This window comes from Desulfitobacterium sp. LBE (assembly GCF_007830365.1).
GTDB lineage: Bacteria > Bacillota > Desulfitobacteriia > Desulfitobacteriales > Desulfitobacteriaceae > Desulfitobacterium > Desulfitobacterium hafniense.
Window position 1 is genome coordinate 1 of record NZ_VLKD01000001.1, and the last position, 15,758, is coordinate 15,758.

At 47.8% G+C, this 15,758-nt stretch carries 8 protein-coding genes and 1 pseudogene; 7 read left to right on the top strand and 2 right to left on the bottom strand.

The window, feature by feature from the left end; translation table 11 throughout:
• Both DESLBE_RS00005 and DESLBE_RS00010 read left to right on the top strand, forming a co-directional pair.
• Positions 1-490, top strand: a pseudogene (locus DESLBE_RS00005) (acetyl-CoA C-acyltransferase); the annotation flags it as partial.
• Between the two features lie 60 nt (positions 491-550).
• On the top strand, positions 551-2,059 hold the full coding sequence (locus DESLBE_RS00010) for a carboxylesterase/lipase family protein (protein WP_144674757.1): 1,509 nt from the start codon (positions 551-553) through the stop codon (positions 2,057-2,059).
• Positions 2,060-2,276: 217 nt separating this feature from the next.
• On the opposite strand, the gene DESLBE_RS00015 is transcribed toward DESLBE_RS00010, so the two are convergent.
• On the bottom strand, positions 2,277-3,524 hold the full coding sequence (locus tag DESLBE_RS00015) for an IS110-like element ISDha12 family transposase (RefSeq protein ID WP_005808714.1): 1,248 nt from the start codon (positions 3,522-3,524) through the stop codon (positions 2,277-2,279).
• 639 nt (positions 3,525-4,163) lie between these two features.
• Here DESLBE_RS00015 and DESLBE_RS00025 point away from each other — a divergent pair.
• On the top strand, positions 4,164-5,651 hold the full coding sequence (locus tag DESLBE_RS00025) for a flotillin family protein (RefSeq protein ID WP_011460095.1): 1,488 nt from the start codon (positions 4,164-4,166) through the stop codon (positions 5,649-5,651).
• 73 nt (positions 5,652-5,724) lie between these two features.
• Here DESLBE_RS00025 and abc-f read toward each other — a convergent pair whose 3' ends face one another.
• Entirely contained in the window at positions 5,725-7,635 is a 1,911-nt protein-coding gene (gene abc-f / locus DESLBE_RS00030) for a ribosomal protection-like ABC-F family protein (protein ID WP_144674758.1), read from the bottom strand.
• Positions 7,636-8,270: 635 nt separating this feature from the next.
• Between abc-f and DESLBE_RS00035 the strand changes: the two genes are divergently transcribed.
• The 4 genes from DESLBE_RS00035 (at position 8,271) to DESLBE_RS00050 (ending at position 15,753) form a co-directional block, all read left to right on the top strand.
• On the top strand, positions 8,271-10,271 hold the full coding sequence (locus DESLBE_RS00035) for a methyl-accepting chemotaxis protein (protein ID WP_243131194.1): 2,001 nt from the start codon (positions 8,271-8,273) through the stop codon (positions 10,269-10,271).
• A gap of 123 nt (positions 10,272-10,394) precedes the next feature.
• The gene (locus tag DESLBE_RS00040) at positions 10,395-12,221 is read left to right on the top strand and encodes an ASKHA domain-containing protein (RefSeq protein WP_144674759.1); all 1,827 of its coding nucleotides are present in this window, start codon (positions 10,395-10,397) and stop codon (positions 12,219-12,221) included.
• A 315-nt stretch (positions 12,222-12,536) separates the two neighbouring features.
• On the top strand, positions 12,537-14,207 hold the full coding sequence (locus DESLBE_RS00045; RefSeq protein ID WP_243131195.1) for an AAA family ATPase: 1,671 nt from the start codon (positions 12,537-12,539) through the stop codon (positions 14,205-14,207).
• Positions 14,208-14,571: 364 nt separating this feature from the next.
• The gene (locus tag DESLBE_RS00050) at positions 14,572-15,753 is read left to right on the top strand and encodes an MBL fold metallo-hydrolase (RefSeq protein ID WP_144674761.1); all 1,182 of its coding nucleotides are present in this window, start codon (positions 14,572-14,574) and stop codon (positions 15,751-15,753) included.
• The last annotated feature ends 5 nt before the right edge of the window (positions 15,754-15,758 follow it).

Below are 15,758 nucleotides of genomic sequence, written 5' to 3' on the forward strand. Positions count from 1 at the left end.
CAAGTTAAAACCGGCCTTTAAAAAAGACGGCACGGTAACCGCCGGCAATGCTTCCGGTATCAATGATGCCGCCGCGGCCTGTGTGCTGATGAGTAAAGAAAAAGCCGCTGCCCTGGGGATTCCTTATCTGGCGGCCATTAAAGGCTACGGCATGGCAGGGGTGGACCCGGCGATTATGGGAGTCGGGCCGGTCAATGCCGTGAAAAAGGCTTTGCAGAAAGCAGGCATTGCCCTGGATGAGCTTGATCTGATCGAAGCCAATGAAGCCTTTGCCGCACAGGCTTTAGCTGTCACCAAAGAATTGGGCTTCCCCGGGGAGAAAGTGAACGTCAATGGCGGGGCCATTGCTCTGGGGCATCCCATCGGCGCCAGCGGCACCCGTATTCTCGTCACCTTAGTGCATGAAATGAAAAAACGCCGGAATAAGCTGGGTCTGGCCACCCTTTGCATCGGCGGCGGGCAGGGCATCGCCCTTGTTGTCGAAGGCTGATGCCGGGGAAGGTCCCCCTCATGCCATGTCTCCGGCACGGAGAAAGGGAGGATGCTTAATATGTCAGCGACCCTAGTAGAAACCCGCTTTGGTCTGGTGGAAGGGATTAGGGAAGGCGGGGTCAGCATTTGGAAAGGGATACCTTATGCGGCCCCGCCCCTTCACTCTCTCCGCTTCCGTCCGCCCCGGGAACCAGGGGCCTGGGCAGGGGTGAGGGAAGCCAAAGAATTTGGTCCGGCGGCACTCCAGGGGGAGAGCCCCTCCATGAAGTTTTTGGGTGACTCGCCGCTGCATAAGAGCGAGGATTGCTTATATCTCAACATCTGGTCCCCAGGCGCCGATCGGAAAAAACGGCCTGTACTGGTTTGGATACATGGGGGTTCCTTTATGTATGGCTCCGGTTCAAGCCATTTGTATGACGGGAAATCCTTTGCCGAACAAGGGGATGTGGTGGTCGTCACATTTAACTATCGCCTGGGTGTGTTTGGCTTTCTCCATTTAAGCGATATGGGAGGTGAAGCTTACCGGGGTTCAGGAAATTGCGGGCTTCTGGATCAAGTGGCCGCCCTAACATGGGTCAGGGAAAATATCGAAGCCTTCGGCGGTGATCCCCATAATGTGACGATTTTTGGTGAATCGGCAGGAGCTGTCAGTGTGGGTAATCTGTTGGCCATGCCCCTGGCCCGGGGGCTTTTTCACAAAGCCATCCTGCAGAGCGGGACGGCCCGCTGTAAAGTAACCCTGGAAGCAGCGGTGAAAATGACGGAACAGCTCCTTGCTCAGCTCCAGATTGATCGGCAAAATTTATCCGAATTGGCAGACCTTCCTGCAGAAAAGATTATCGAGGCCAGCGGGATTTTGCCGCGCCGGGCCTTTGGTCCGGTCGGCGACGGCATTGTTATCGCCGAACATCCGGAAAAAGTGCTGTATGCAGGGTTGGCCAAGGATATTCCGGTATTGGTGGGTACCAACGCCCATGAAAACAAGCTGTTTACATATTTCGATCCGGCGTGGAAAGACATGGATGAAAATGAAATCAAGGTTTTTTTGGAACGGACATTTGGCTCAAGCTGGGCGGCTGGTTCTCACAGTGCTGCCCAAGAGAACGCTTTGAACCAAGCCCTGAGCCAGGCCTTGAATCAGGCAGGCTATGAAGATGCGATGACTCATTATGTCTTTACCTATCCGGCTATTTATTTCAGTGAAGGCCAGGCAAAGCATGGTGCGCCTGTCTGGATGTATCGGTTTGACTATGCAAGCGAGGCCTTAGGAGGAGAGGCCAAGGCTTTTCATGGCCTGGAGATTCCTTTTGTCTGGAATACCTTGCTTGCTCAGGAAACGGAAGAGCTGACAGGAAAAGAGCCCTGCCGCTTCCAACTGGCCGGACTGATGCATCGAGCCTGGATTGCTTTCGCCCGCCATGGCGATCCGAACAACCCGGGATTGCCTGATTGGCCCCCCTACGATGAGGAAAACCGGGCCACCATGCTTTTCAATACTCATAATGAGGTCGTCAATGACCCTGACGGCCGCAAACGCTTGAGCTGGGAACAAGTCTTTAAAATTTAAACGAAGGAGGAATGCCTGCTGCAACCATGAATTGGGAACAAGTCTTTGCCAATATATCTTTGCAAATATAAAGTCCTTCGGTAATATGTCAAGACTCTAAGCGAGTCAAATTTTCAGTTAGCTAATAATCAGTGGGCAAAAAAGGCAACAAGAAACCATCTCATTCCCAAACTATCGTGGGAAAAAGTTACAAAAATGGAGTATCGGTTAGCGCAATTCATGCTTGGTTAGCATTCCCCCTATTGCCATGTGGCCTATAGATTTGGTTGCTGCGTAGCAGAGCATCAACCATACGGACGAGTTTGCGTGCAGTAAGCACGAGAGCACGGCGATGATGATGAGTCTTACTTTCCGAAAATTTACGTTGGTAGAAGACCTTGTACTCTGGTTCCTTTTGGCGTACTAAGTTAGCAGCCTGGATGATATAACTGCGCAAGTAGGTGTTGCCAGTTCGAGTTAAGGGTGTGTCATCGGCTGTAAAATCACCTGACTGGTGGGTACGCCAGGTTAACCCAATAAACTTTGCTAAGGCTCCTTCATTCGGAAAACGACGGATGTCTCCGATCTCAGCAATAATACCCGCTGAAAGCACAGGGCCAATACCGGGAATGGTAATGAGCGTATTCGGGAAATGCCTGATTTCTGCTTCGATTGCCTTATCGATTTTCTTTACCTGCTTCTCCAAGGTGTGGATGGTTTCAATGCTCGTGGCCAGGATAAGGTTAATGGGTTGCAATAGGCTTCCACGCAGTCGATGGGCCTTGCGGGCAGCTTCCTTCAACTCTCTGGCTTTGGTTTCCGGATCCTCGAAATGACGTTTTCCTTTCTCCATGAGGAAATCAATCAGTTCATCAAGCGGTCGAGCCGCAACCTCTTCTGGAGAAAAAAACTCAAGTGTCAAGGATTCAGAAGTAGCGCCGAAAGTGTTACTAAAAACCGCACCTTGGGCAAGCGTGCTAAACTTCAAGAACAAGTTCGTGAGAAAATAATTCTTCTCTCTGGAAATCATCTCAATCAAATGACACCGAAAGCGAGTGAGGCGCTGTAAGGGTAAGTAGCGGAAATCGACCTGAGAGCCCTCTGGGAGCCGACCGAAGCGTAGACGTTCGGCAATGACCCAGGCATCAATCCAATCGTTTTTCGGAAGGTCCACATAAGCCTTCTTGAAATTAGCAACGACCTTGGGGTTAAAGGAATAAATTTGGGGCTGCAAAGGGGCTAAAGAATGGTCTTCCGCTAAGAACATTTGTAACGGCCAACTGTATACGGAAGTGGCCTCTAAACCAATAACCAGCCGGTCCACATTCACTTGAGCACAGGCGTCAAAGAGATATCGGGCAACTTGCTCACAACCAGGCTGATCATTCAAAGCCCGTAGCCTTTTAACCGGTTCATTACCACGCTCATCTAAGATTCGCACTTTAAAATCACTGGAACTCACATCAATACCGACAAATAAACTCAATTAAAATCACCTCACTTTCTGAGCCAAACAATTTGTAAGATTAACGTTGGGACCAGGCACCACAACAGGTCAACAACCTCGCCGAATCAGCACTTGTCCTAAAAAGACCTCGGATCCAACCGATCTGCTACTATCGGAGGAGTTCCCTTTAAGCTGTGCAACCTTCGAGTTAAAAGTTCAAATTGTGGGCTGGCAGTCAGACTTAAAAAGAGGTCAGAGCCTCAAGGAGGAAAAGGCTTTGCCAGAACGAACCTCACGGTACCATTTTGCTTGAAATCCCAACAAATTTAAATACTTTTTTGTTGTCAAAGAACGATCTGAGGAATCTCAGGTATTCCTCATCCTGAGCCTGTGGACAGTGCCAGCCTGTGGAAAAGTCCTTTGGGGTCTGTCTTAAAAGAGCTTTCCCAACAGGCTTTGGACAAGTCGAATTTGAAGTATGCCTTGGGGTTGACTTGTCCACACTGCCCACAGGCACGACGGCTGCATGGGGTATGCGTTATCCTGTGTGCATCTTGTTGCTGTTGACCATATCTACTGAATTTCCAGTTTTCTATGGTCATTTAAATACCCCACGTTCCATTAGTTTTTGGGACTCGTGGGGCAGGAACTAAATCAATTATACGAGGAGGAAATATAATGTTGGATTTTTTAGCGATACCGATGATTGTGCTGGCGGTTATTATTGTGCTCGGGTTGGCCTTTTGGGCCAGGTATAAGACGGTAGGTCCGGATCAGGCCATGATCGTCACCGGTTCTTATCTGGGCACGAAAAATGTTTATACCGACGAATCGGGCCGCAAGATTAAAATCGTCCGCGGTGGCGGGGCCTTTATTCTGCCGGTTTTCCAGCAAGCGAAATTTATCTCTCTGCTTTCCCATAAGCTTGACGTTACCACTCCGGAGGTGTACACGGAGCAGGGGGTTCCGGTGATGGCGGATGGGGTGGCTATCATCAAAATCGGCGGTTCGGTGGAAGATGTGGCTACAGCGGCTGAGCAATTTCTCAGCAAGCCTGCTCAGGCTTTAAGTCAGGAAGCCCAGGAAGTTTTGGAAGGACACCTGCGGGCGATTTTGGGGATGATGACTGTTGAAGAAGTCTACCGTAACCGGGATAAGTTCGCTCAGGAGGTTCAGGGGTCGGCAGCCAAGGATTTACGGAAAATGGGTCTGCAAATCGTCTCCTTTACCATCAAAGATATCCGCGACAAAAACGGTTACCTGGAAGCCTTAGGTAAACCGAGGATCGCTATCGTCAAGAGGGATGCCGAAGTTGCGGAAGCGGAAGCAGTGCGTGATGCCCGGATTCAGAAAGCGAAAGCCGCCGAAGAAGGTCAGAAAGCGGAGCTGTTGAGAGATACCAGCATCGCTGAAGCAACGAAAGAAAAGGAACTCAAAGTCGCTTCCTTCAAAAAAGAACAGGATACGGCTATGGCTGAGGCTGACCAAGCCTATCATATTCAGGAAGCCCGTTCCCAACAACAGGTCACAGAAGAGCAGATGAAGGTTACTTTGGTCCAGAAAGAAAAAGAAATCGAAATTCAGGAAAAAGAAATATTGCGCCGCGAGAAGCAATATGATGCTGAAGTGAAGAAAAAGGCCGATGCTGACAGGTATGCAGTGGAACAGGCTGCGGAAGCGGATAAAGCCAAAAGAATGCGGGAAGCTGATGCCCTAAAATATAAGATCGAAGCGGAAGCCAAGGCCAATGCCGAGCAGAAACGCCTGGATGGTCTGGCTATAGCCGAGGCTGAAAGGGCGAAAGGAACGGCTGAAGCAGAAGTGGTCCGCCTGAAGGGATTAGCTGAAGCCGAGGCTAAGGAGAAACTGGCGGAAGCCTTTGAAAAATACGGTCAGGCTGCCGTTCTGGACATTATCGTCAAGATGCTGCCCGAGTTAGCCGGCAAGATCGCCGAGCCCTTGAAAGCCATTGATAAACTGACGGTTGTCGATACCGGAACGGGGCAGGGGGCGGCTAAGTTAAGCAACTATGTCACCACCCTGATGGCCACCGCCCCGGAAATGCTCAACAGCGTGTCGGGCATCGACTTGGACAAACTGGTCAAGCAGCTCACCGGTGAGATTGTGGATGCAGCTGAGCCTGAAGATAAAAATAGGCAGGGATAGTCAGGCCAACCAAAGGTGCGGAAAATTTTCCGCACCTTTATCAATGTGCACATGGCCGCCAGGGTGCCAGGGACTACTCCAGCAGCTCAAAGATCTCCAGCCAGCGCTTTTCCAATCCTTCCTTCTCAGCATAGACCTGTTGCAATTGGGCCAGGTCCACAATCTCCCGGAGTTGAAGATCCAGGGATGATATCTGCTCCTCCAAGTCCTTGAGCTCTGATTCCAGTTTTTCGAGGCGATAGTCCGGAGTTATTTTATCCCTGGTCGGGAGGGAGTCACTCCCGCCTTGTTTGACCGTCGGTTTCTCTCTCTTGAGTTGTACTTCCTCGTTATGAACCCTCTCATTTTGATGGTGGGCGGTTCCCATCTTCTCTTCCGCATAGCTGAAGTTTCCCTCAAAGCAGTGCACCGCTCCGGCTTCAAGCCAATACACCTTGTGAAAGAGCTTATTGAGAAAGTAACGGTCATGAGAGACAGCCAGCAGGGTTCCATCATAGTTTTCCAGGGCATCCTCCAGGACCTGCAGGGAGTCCATGTCCAGATGATTGGTGGGTTCATCAAGGATCAGGAGATTATTGTCCTGATACATAAGCTGGGCTAAGCGGAGCCGCATCCGCTCCCCGCCGCTCAGCTGAGATACCTTCTTATAAACCATAGGCCCGTAAAAGAGGAAGCGGGCGAGAGTATTTCTGGCCTCTCCTTCAGTCATGGGGATGTCTTCACGGAAAAGATCGATCACTGTTTTTTCTTTCGTGTCGGAGAAAACCTGCTGGGATAGATAGCCGATTTTGACATTGCTGCCGATGCGCACTTCTCCTTGGTCCGGGCTCAGTTCCCCTAAGATCAATTTAATTAAAGTGGATTTTCCCGTGCCGTTTTCACCGACGATGGCAGCCCGCTGCCCAAAAGCAAGGTGGAGGTTGACGTTGGTGAAAAGGGGGTGATTGCCGCCAAAGCCCTTGGCGACATCCTGGAGCAGAACCACATCTTTACCGCTGCGCTCGGAAGCCTCCATCTCCAGATTCATTTTCTTGCGGTTGAGCTGAGGGCGGCTGAGTTTTTCCATGCGCTCCAGGGCCCTTTCGATATTCTTGGCCTGCCGGTAGAGTCCTTCGCCGGAGGGATAAGCCCGGCTGGCCCAATCCCGCAAACGCTTGATAGCTTCCTTCATCTTCTTGATCTGCTTTTGCTGTTCTTCGTAATCGTGAAATTCTTTAAGAAGGCGTTCTTCCTTTTCTTTCACATAGCCTGTGTAATTGGTATGGTAGTGGTGCAGCTCACCGTCCGCTAAATCCAGGATCTTTGTTACGACTTCATCCAGAAAAAAGCGATCGTGAGAGATAACCAGGACTGTGCCCTTGTAAGTTTTCAGGAAACTGCCCAGCCACTTGACGGCAAACAGGTCGAGATGATTGGTGGGTTCATCCAATAATAAGAAATCCGGGTTTTTAAGAAGAGTGAGCGCCAGGCCTACTTTCGTTTTTTCCCCTCCGCTGAGAGTAGCAAAGAACCTGGGCAGCAAGTCTCCGATGTTGAGTCCCTGGGCTATTTTTTCAAGGTTAGCCTGGATTTCGTAGCCACCTTGGAGTGTGAACTGATTGAGGAGAAGGCCGTAATGTTCCATAAGTTTGTCCAGTCTGGGGTGTTCTTCTTCCAGAGACATGGCTGTTTCAAGTTCCCTCATCGTCTCTTCCATCTCTAAAAGTTCGCGATAAGCGGTCATCAGAACATCTCTGGCCGTTAATCCATCTTCAAAGTCCGGGATTTGCGTAAGATAGCCGGTTTTTGAACCTTTCTTCCAATGGACCTGCCCGGCATCGGGATCTTCTTGGCCGGCCAGCAGCTTGAATAAGGTGGTTTTGCCGCTGCCATTAGGCCCGACCAAGCCGACCCGCTCATTTTCTTGGATCTCCAGGGATATATTCGAAAAAATGGTATTGCCGCCGTACATTTTAGTCACTTTGTTAACACTGCATGCAATCATAATTTACCTCCGTTGTTCATTCAAGCGTTATTCATTCAAGATCTGTAAACACAAAAAAGCCATGGAAAGACATTACCCCCATAGCTAAAAAAGGATACGGTGGCACAAAAAAGAGGAGCTTTCAACTCCTCAATAACCACCACATAATATATAAATAGAAATGGGTAAGAGATGTTTTCGCCGTTTTAGATTTGCTATTCAATTGCTAAAAAAGGGTATAGTAATCCCCTTAAAAGCAAAAGTGGCAAATTTAGCACGGTTAATATATAAGAATTCCATTAAAAATCCGTGCCTAAAAACAGCTTGCATCCCTACTCACCTCCTCTGTAATCCCTGTGATTTTACTATTCTATTCTATCAGGAATAGCATAATTTTCAAGAGCCAGGAAGAATGATTATTAAAAAATAAAAAACGAAAAAACACTTGTTAAAACAATTATTAACAGGTTATAGTAGATTATCGGATAATATTACCTTTTAGCGATAGTATTAAATAAAAATAGGGAGGGGGGGAAGGGAAAGCAAGATACAATTTAGGGATAGTTACTTTGGCTGTGACGGTAAGAAGTAAGGGAGACCTCTTAAGTAAAAACAAAGAGGTTCCGGTGGAAAGGTTGAGGAGAATGAATTTTGGCTTGAGAAAGAAATTAGTAGTGAGTTTTATAATACTGATTTCTATTCCTGTGGTTGTCTTGGGGTTTATGTCCTATACTATGGCTGCCAATGCCTTGCAAGAAACGATAGAACAGCAGCTAAGCGATACTACCAAACAAACAGCTGAAGCGATTTCAGGGGATATGAAAGCAGCCCGGAATATTTTAAATGTAATGGCCACCAATGAAAATTTAGCAGAAGTTATTCTTGATCAAGACAATGGGGAACTAAGCTCCCGGGTGTTCACCTATCTGAGTACCCTTCAGAAAGAAAACAGTGATCTGTTTGAAAGCCTGATTCTGACAGATGCTCAAGGTCGGGGGGTAATGGATAATAGCAGCATTAATACGACGGCTGATTATGCCCAGCGAGAGTATGTGCAAGAGGCTTTGCTTGGCTCGGTCTCACTTAGTGATGTGATCATCTCTATGGTTACGGGAAATACTGTAGTCGCGGTAGGCCAACCGATTAAAGCGGATAATCAAGTTGTCGGGGTGCTTATTGGCACAATAAATTTCAATCAGATCGTCAAGCATGCGACAAAAATAAAGATCGGTGAAAGCGGTTATGCTTATATGGTGGATCGGGAGGGATTGCTGGTAAGCCATCCTGTTCAGGAAAAGATACTGACCGAAAATCTGTCCGATACAGCCAGCGGAGAGTTAAAACAGCTGGTCGAGCGCATGAAAGCGGGAGAGGCCGGGGAAGGATTCTATAGCTATGAAGGGGTATATAAATATACTTGTTTTGAGCCTGTAGAGAGCTGGGTAGTAGCTGTGACAGCCAATTATGATGAATATATGGCAGCGGCCTTATCGATCAGGAAACAAACCATTATCCTCATCTTCAGTGCTTTAACCATCGCGCTGCTCATTGCCGTGCTCATCTCCAATAATATTGTCAAGCCGATCAAGCAACTGCAAAGTCTTATGGAGAAGGCAGGACAAGGAGATTTGACCGTTCAGTCGGAGATCAATACCAAGGATGAAATCAAGACTCTGGGCGAATCCTTCAACCAAATGATCAATAGCCAGTCAACTATTGTCAAGCATGTGCGAAGAGGTGCCCAAGATCTTGCCGCATCCTCTGAAGAGCTGGCAGCCTCTTCAGAGCAGGTAAGCACCAGTAGTCAGGAAATCTCAGCCAGCATCCAACATGTGGCCAGGGAGGCGGAGGAGCAGAGCCATGCGGTTTTGGATGCTTCGCAAACTCTAGTGGAATTGTCAAGCATGGTTCAGCTGGCTCAAAACCGGGCTTTAAAAATCAATCAAAGTTCGGAAAATACCAAGCAAGCCGCTCAGGAAGGCCGAATTAAGGTTAATAATACAGTGGAAGCTATCGAAATGATCAATATAAAATCACAAGATACCATGACTGTCCTCCAGGAATTAAATCAATTGTCCACAAAAGTGGGTGAAATTATTACTACGATCAACGCCATTGCGACTCAAACCAATTTGTTGGCTTTGAATGCTGCGATTGAAGCTGCCAGAGCCGGTGAACATGGCAGGGGGTTTGCCGTTGTTGCTGATGAAGTGCGCAATTTAGCCGAGCAATCCAATCTTGGCTCCACTGAAATATCCACCCTGGTCACAGAGATGATTAAACAAACCGAGAAGGCGGTCCAATCGATGCAGCAGGAAAAAGAAGCCGTCGAGAAAGGGGTGGAAGTGGTCAGAGAAACGGATCACACCTTTGCGCAAATCATCAAAGTAGTAGAGGAAACGGTTGGCAATATTAAAGAGATCGTTGAGCTTACGAAGGAGGAGGTTGCTACTTCCGATCAAGTCATTAGTTTGATTGATAAGGTAGCGACGATTACCGAGAATACAACTGCAAACAGCCAACAAGTTGCCGCGGCGGCAGAAGAACAAACCGCTTCAACAGAGACGGTTGCGGCAAGTGCTGAAGAAATCAGTGCCTTAGCGGTTTCTCTTGATGACTTGGTACGGCAATTCCGCACCAAAGAAGCGGGGAAATAAACAAGGGGAGCTCTTGTTCTAAGAAGTTTTTTTCCTTATTGTAAGAATAGTGTTACAATAGAGCCAGAAGCTTAATCATCTGCACTGGATGAGGCATGGGCAGCATACAAGGAGGAGAAAACGATGGTCCAAGTTACGTTTTTACCAGGGAAGAGAGCAATTGAAGTATCGGAAGGCAGCACCGTTATGGAGGCAGCCATCGCGGCAGGGGTGCCCTTGGAAAGCACCTGCGGAGGCAGAGGAACATGCGGGAAATGTAAAGTTCAAGTCGATCCCACCCTGGTCGATCCTGCCCTTGATATGGGGAAATTTCTAAGTGACTCGGAACGAAAGGCCGGCTGGGTTTTAGCCTGCCGCTATAAAGTGGCGGAAGATTTAATCGTCAATCTCAGTGAATCCAAAGATGCTCACCAGCGCAAAACCAATTTAAGCCAGTTGGAGGATATCGACCTGGCGCCAAGCGTAAAAAAATATGAGCTTAAATTGGCTAAGCCGACGGTTCATGATCAGACGCCGGATTGGGACCGCCTCATGGCCGCTTTGCCTTCACCCAAGATTCATTTTAACCGTACTCTGGCGGCAGGACTTCCCCAAATCCTTCATCAGTCCAATTTCCATGTGACTGCGGTTGTGGACGGGAATGCCTTATTGGCTGTGGAGCCGGGAGATACCACTCAGAAAAGCCATGGCTTGGCCATCGATATTGGCACGACGACTACGGTGGTTTATCTGGTGGATCTGCTTCAGGGAAAGATTCTGGACAGCGACGCACTGACGAATCCTCAGCGTGTCTTTGGGGCTGATGTGATTTCCCGGATTACCCATGCGGCTAAGGGACCGGAGCAGTTGCAGCAGCTGCAGACGGTGGTGGTGGAAGGTCTGAATACGATCATCTCCAGATTATGCAAGAGAAATGACTTGAAGCAGGAGGACATCTATCAGGCCGTCGTGGTGGGAAACACCACTATGAGCCATTTATTCCTGGGGATCGACCCAACCTATCTGGCGCCGGCGCCTTTTATTCCCGTGTTCCGTCAGTCTGTTCAGGTGAAGGCTGCGGAGTTGGGACTAAATATTCTTAAGACAGGTCATGTGGTGGTGGTTCCCAATGTGGCGGGTTATGTGGGAGCGGACACGGTAGGAGTGATGATCGCCGCTAAAGTGGATCAGCTGCCCGGTTATACTCTGGCTGTGGATATCGGTACCAACGGAGAAATCATCCTAGCCGGCGGGAAGCGGATTCTTACCTGCTCGACAGCCGCAGGTCCGGCCTTTGAAGGAGCAGAGATTAAATACGGCATGAGGGCAGCGGACGGAGCCATCGAGCGGGTCAAAATCACCGATGATGTGGAACTGGCGGTGATCGGCAATGCCAAACCCATTGGTATCTGCGGTTCAGGCTTGATTGATGCTATTGCCCAAATGGCAGAAGCGGGAGTCATCCATGAAAGCGGACGGATTGTCAATACACCGGAGGATCTGGCCAAGCTCCCTCCCAAGCTCCAGGAGCGGATTCGTAATGCCGAAGGCGGATATGAATTCGTGCTGGCTTGGGAAAAAGACACCGGCTTAAAGGAAGATGTGGTTCTGACCCAAAAAGATGTCCGGGAATTGCAGCTGGCCAAGGGGGCTATTCTGGCCGGGATTAAGATTCTCATGAAAGAGATGGGAATCGGACTGGAGCAGCTGGACCGGGTACTGCTGGCCGGGGCCTTCGGCAACTACATCAGCAAGGAAGCGGCACTGCGGATTGGCCTGCTCCCGGATGTGCCCTTGGAGAAGATCAGAGCGATTGGCAACGCAGCCGGTGATGGGGCCAAAATGATCCTGTTATCCAAAGAGGAACGCAAAAGGGCTGCCCTGTTAGCCGAACTTGCCGAGCATTTGGAATTGTCTACCCGGAGTGATTTCCAGGAGGAGTTTATAGAGGCTTTATCATTTGAAAAGTAGCACACAGGGGACTGTCGCAGTGGCAGTCCCCTGTATTTTGGCAGGGGAAAGGAAAGAGGAAATGAAGGAAGGATGTGGAATAGTAAAAAGATTGTGAAATAGGCTCAAAAGGAAAGAAAAGAGGTCGCTGTGATGTGGAACTCGCTTAAAAAGATATTGTTTAGTGAATCAATACTCAATGATTCTGTTTTTGAGTGCAGACTTTGCCAGACCACATTCAATATCAAGGAAAGACCTTCGGAAGAGTATCAGATCTGCCGTGCATGTTTTAAAAAAGCAAATGATCATGTGGAATCAATGATAGAAAGCTTTGAAATGTTAAAAGAAAAAGCAAATAAGGCAGGGCAAGCGGGCAATTCTTATGTGCAAATGCACTATCTAAAGGAAATTCTGGCTAGGCTAACCGAATACAAAGAATCCTATTACAATAAGGGTGTCAACTTTATTGCTGAGGATATCAATCAATTAATAGAAGCGGCTCGTAAAGTACGTGCTGAAGCGGCGAAAGAAGCCAGAGAAAGCAGACGGCGCAGAGTTAAAATGGATGTATCAGAAATGGAAGCCCAGACCGGAGAACAGTGGAAGGAACTTCGTGCCGCTCAGACAAGTGCTCTGAAAAGTATATTAAATTTATGCGATACTATAGATAGCAAAGGATATGGATTAAAGGATGGCAGATCTCTGGCCAACGAAGTACTCCAAACCGCAGTACACTTCTTAGCTTATATAGCGATAGCGGATGGTGACTTAACAGAGCTCGAAAGCCAAGTCATCAAGGATTATCTAAGTGTAGGCAGAGCTTATGCCATAGATACGGAAGCCTCAAAAAAATATATAATAGAGAATCCCCAGTTTGCAGAAGAGATCCCATCTTTTATGGATATCACTAAAAAGTTCGATGAAGCCCTGATTGAAGCAGGTGAGCGCTCAGAAGGAACATATGATACTATGACTGGGATTGTCACGCTTTTTGGATATCTGGGTAGGCATTTCTTGTATGAAAGCTGCAATGACATTGATATTAACAAATCGACGGCGTTATACGAGTATTTATTGCATCTCAATGAGTACTTGGAAGATAACGGATGTGAAACAGAATACCTGGGAGAATTCCAAGAGATAGACTCGGAGGGCGTGGCTGTAACCGGCAGTTCTGAGCGCACAGGTTCTGACAAAAGTCTTGAGCAATTACTCCAGGAATTGAATGAACTGATCGGATTAGCCCGGGTTAAAAAGGATCTGAATAGTCTGGTTAATTTGATTAAAGTGCAGAAAATACGCGAGGAACGGGGCTTTAGTCAACCGGCGATGTCCTTGCATTTAGTGTTTTCGGGAAACCCTGGAACAGGAAAAACAACGGTGGCCAGGCTGCTGGCCGAAATATATAAAGCCTTAGGATTGGTTTCCAAGGGCCAGCTTATTGAAACGGACCGTTCAGGACTTGTTGCCGGGTATGTGGGACAAACCGCGCTAAAAACCCAGGAAGTGATCAGTAAAGCGAAAGGCGGTATATTATTTATTGATGAAGCCTATTCGCTTACAGAAAACCGGGGAGAAGCGGATTTCGGAACGGAAGCCATCGATACCCTTGTCAAAGCCATGGAGGATAACCGGGCCGATTTAGTCATCATAGTGGCAGGGTATCCTGAACCAATGGAGCGTTTTCTGGATTCCAACCCAGGCCTGCGGTCACGGTTTAATAAGTTTATTAGCTTTGATGACTATAGCGCGGAGGAATTGCTATTAATTTTAAAATCCATGTGTAAAAAAACGAATCTGAGTCTGTCAAGCCAGGCAGAAGCATATGCCTATTCATTCTTCCAAAAAAGATGTGATTCAGATACATTTGCCAATGCCAGGGATGTAAGAAACTTTTTTGAAAAAGCGCTTGTTAACCAGGCGGATCGGTTAGCACATATTGAAGATTTGAGTGATGAAATGCTGTTTGCCATAGAATATGATGATATAAAGGATATGACTTGTTGAACACAGGGGACTGTCGCAGTGGCAGTCCCCTGTATTTTGGGCTGGATTTGGCGGGGAGCGCTGGTATGGCGCGGGGCAAATTCGGAATCGATTACGAATTATGAGTGAGGTCTTAACGGTGATGGGGCAGAGCAGCCGGGGTGTTTGCCGAATTTAATCGGTCACAGGCTTGCTAGTGGGTATGAAGGAAGATTAGTCATGCTTCAGATGTTACCAGCTCTATCATGTTAGTCCAAAATATGGCATAATATAAGAAAATTCTTAATTTGTTTGGTATCATATGATGTTATTCAAAAGGTTAAATCGTAGAGGTAAAAATGTTGCATAAATAGCGGCGGTCAGCCGATAGAAGGAAGGAGCTGCTGTGGGCAATTGCATAGTACATTTTCTTCCCGCCAAAGCCGGAGACTGTTTTGTTGTGGAATTCGACAACGGGGAATGTATCCTGGTCGACTGTGGCTATAAGTCCACATACGAATCCGAGCTGAAGCCCTTATTGACTCAATTAAAGCATAAGGGCCGCCGTGTGATACTGATGTTGATTACGCACATAGATCAGGATCATCTAGAAGGAGCGATCGCATTTTTACGTGAGAACGGTCCCGCAAATGCGCCTCATATTATTGAGGTGGAAAATATTTGGTTCAACGGATTTTTTAACACGCTATTTATGCGGGATGAATTCCAGGAGAGAAAACGGGCGGCAATCGGGGAGCTGCAAAAGAAACGGATGAATATGATCTTGGGCCAGTTGTCCATGCAGAGCGATGGCAATGTCGGCCCTATATCAGCAGCACACAGCAGGAGTTTCGAGGAGCTATGCGCTCAGAACGGATATCGGTTAAACGCACAGTTTGCAGACCGAGTCGTTAAAAGAAATGCTGACAACAGGAATCAGCTGGTCGATCATTCCATTCAAATTGGAGAATGCAAACTGATCGTGTTGTCACCAAACGAATCGTCCTTGAACAGGCTTGCCCACAAATTGAATATTGAGATGATCCGGAATTTTGGCATCCACTATGAGCTTTCGGAAGATATGGAATTTGCAGCATTGTTTGAGCGATTAATGGAGTTGCAAATAGAACCGGGCTGTTTGGAGGAATATATTTCGGCTTCAGAGCCGCGGCTTGAGCGCTGGGTTGGTACATCTACACTGGCGCCGATGAACGAGGTAAATAATGCGTCCGTTGTAATCGAAATTGAATATAAGGGTACGAAGCTGTTGTTTACCGGAGACTCGGATAGCGACAGTTGGGCGGAGTTTTTGACGGATGAGTATGATCTGATTAAGATATCTCATCATGGTACGACCAAACCGAATATAAAGTTGCTGGAGAAAGCAAAGGGGAGAACGCTTCTCATATCGACGGACGGCGGAAAGCAAAACCGGCATCCGGAAAATGACCTGTTGGCTAGAGCTATTCTAGCCGGAAATAAAACCATATGTTTTAACTACGACATTAAACAGAAACAAGAGCTGATGGATATGCAGGAAAAATACGGATATTCAGCGATGTTTGGGTACCGGGAAATCAGATTGTAAAGGGA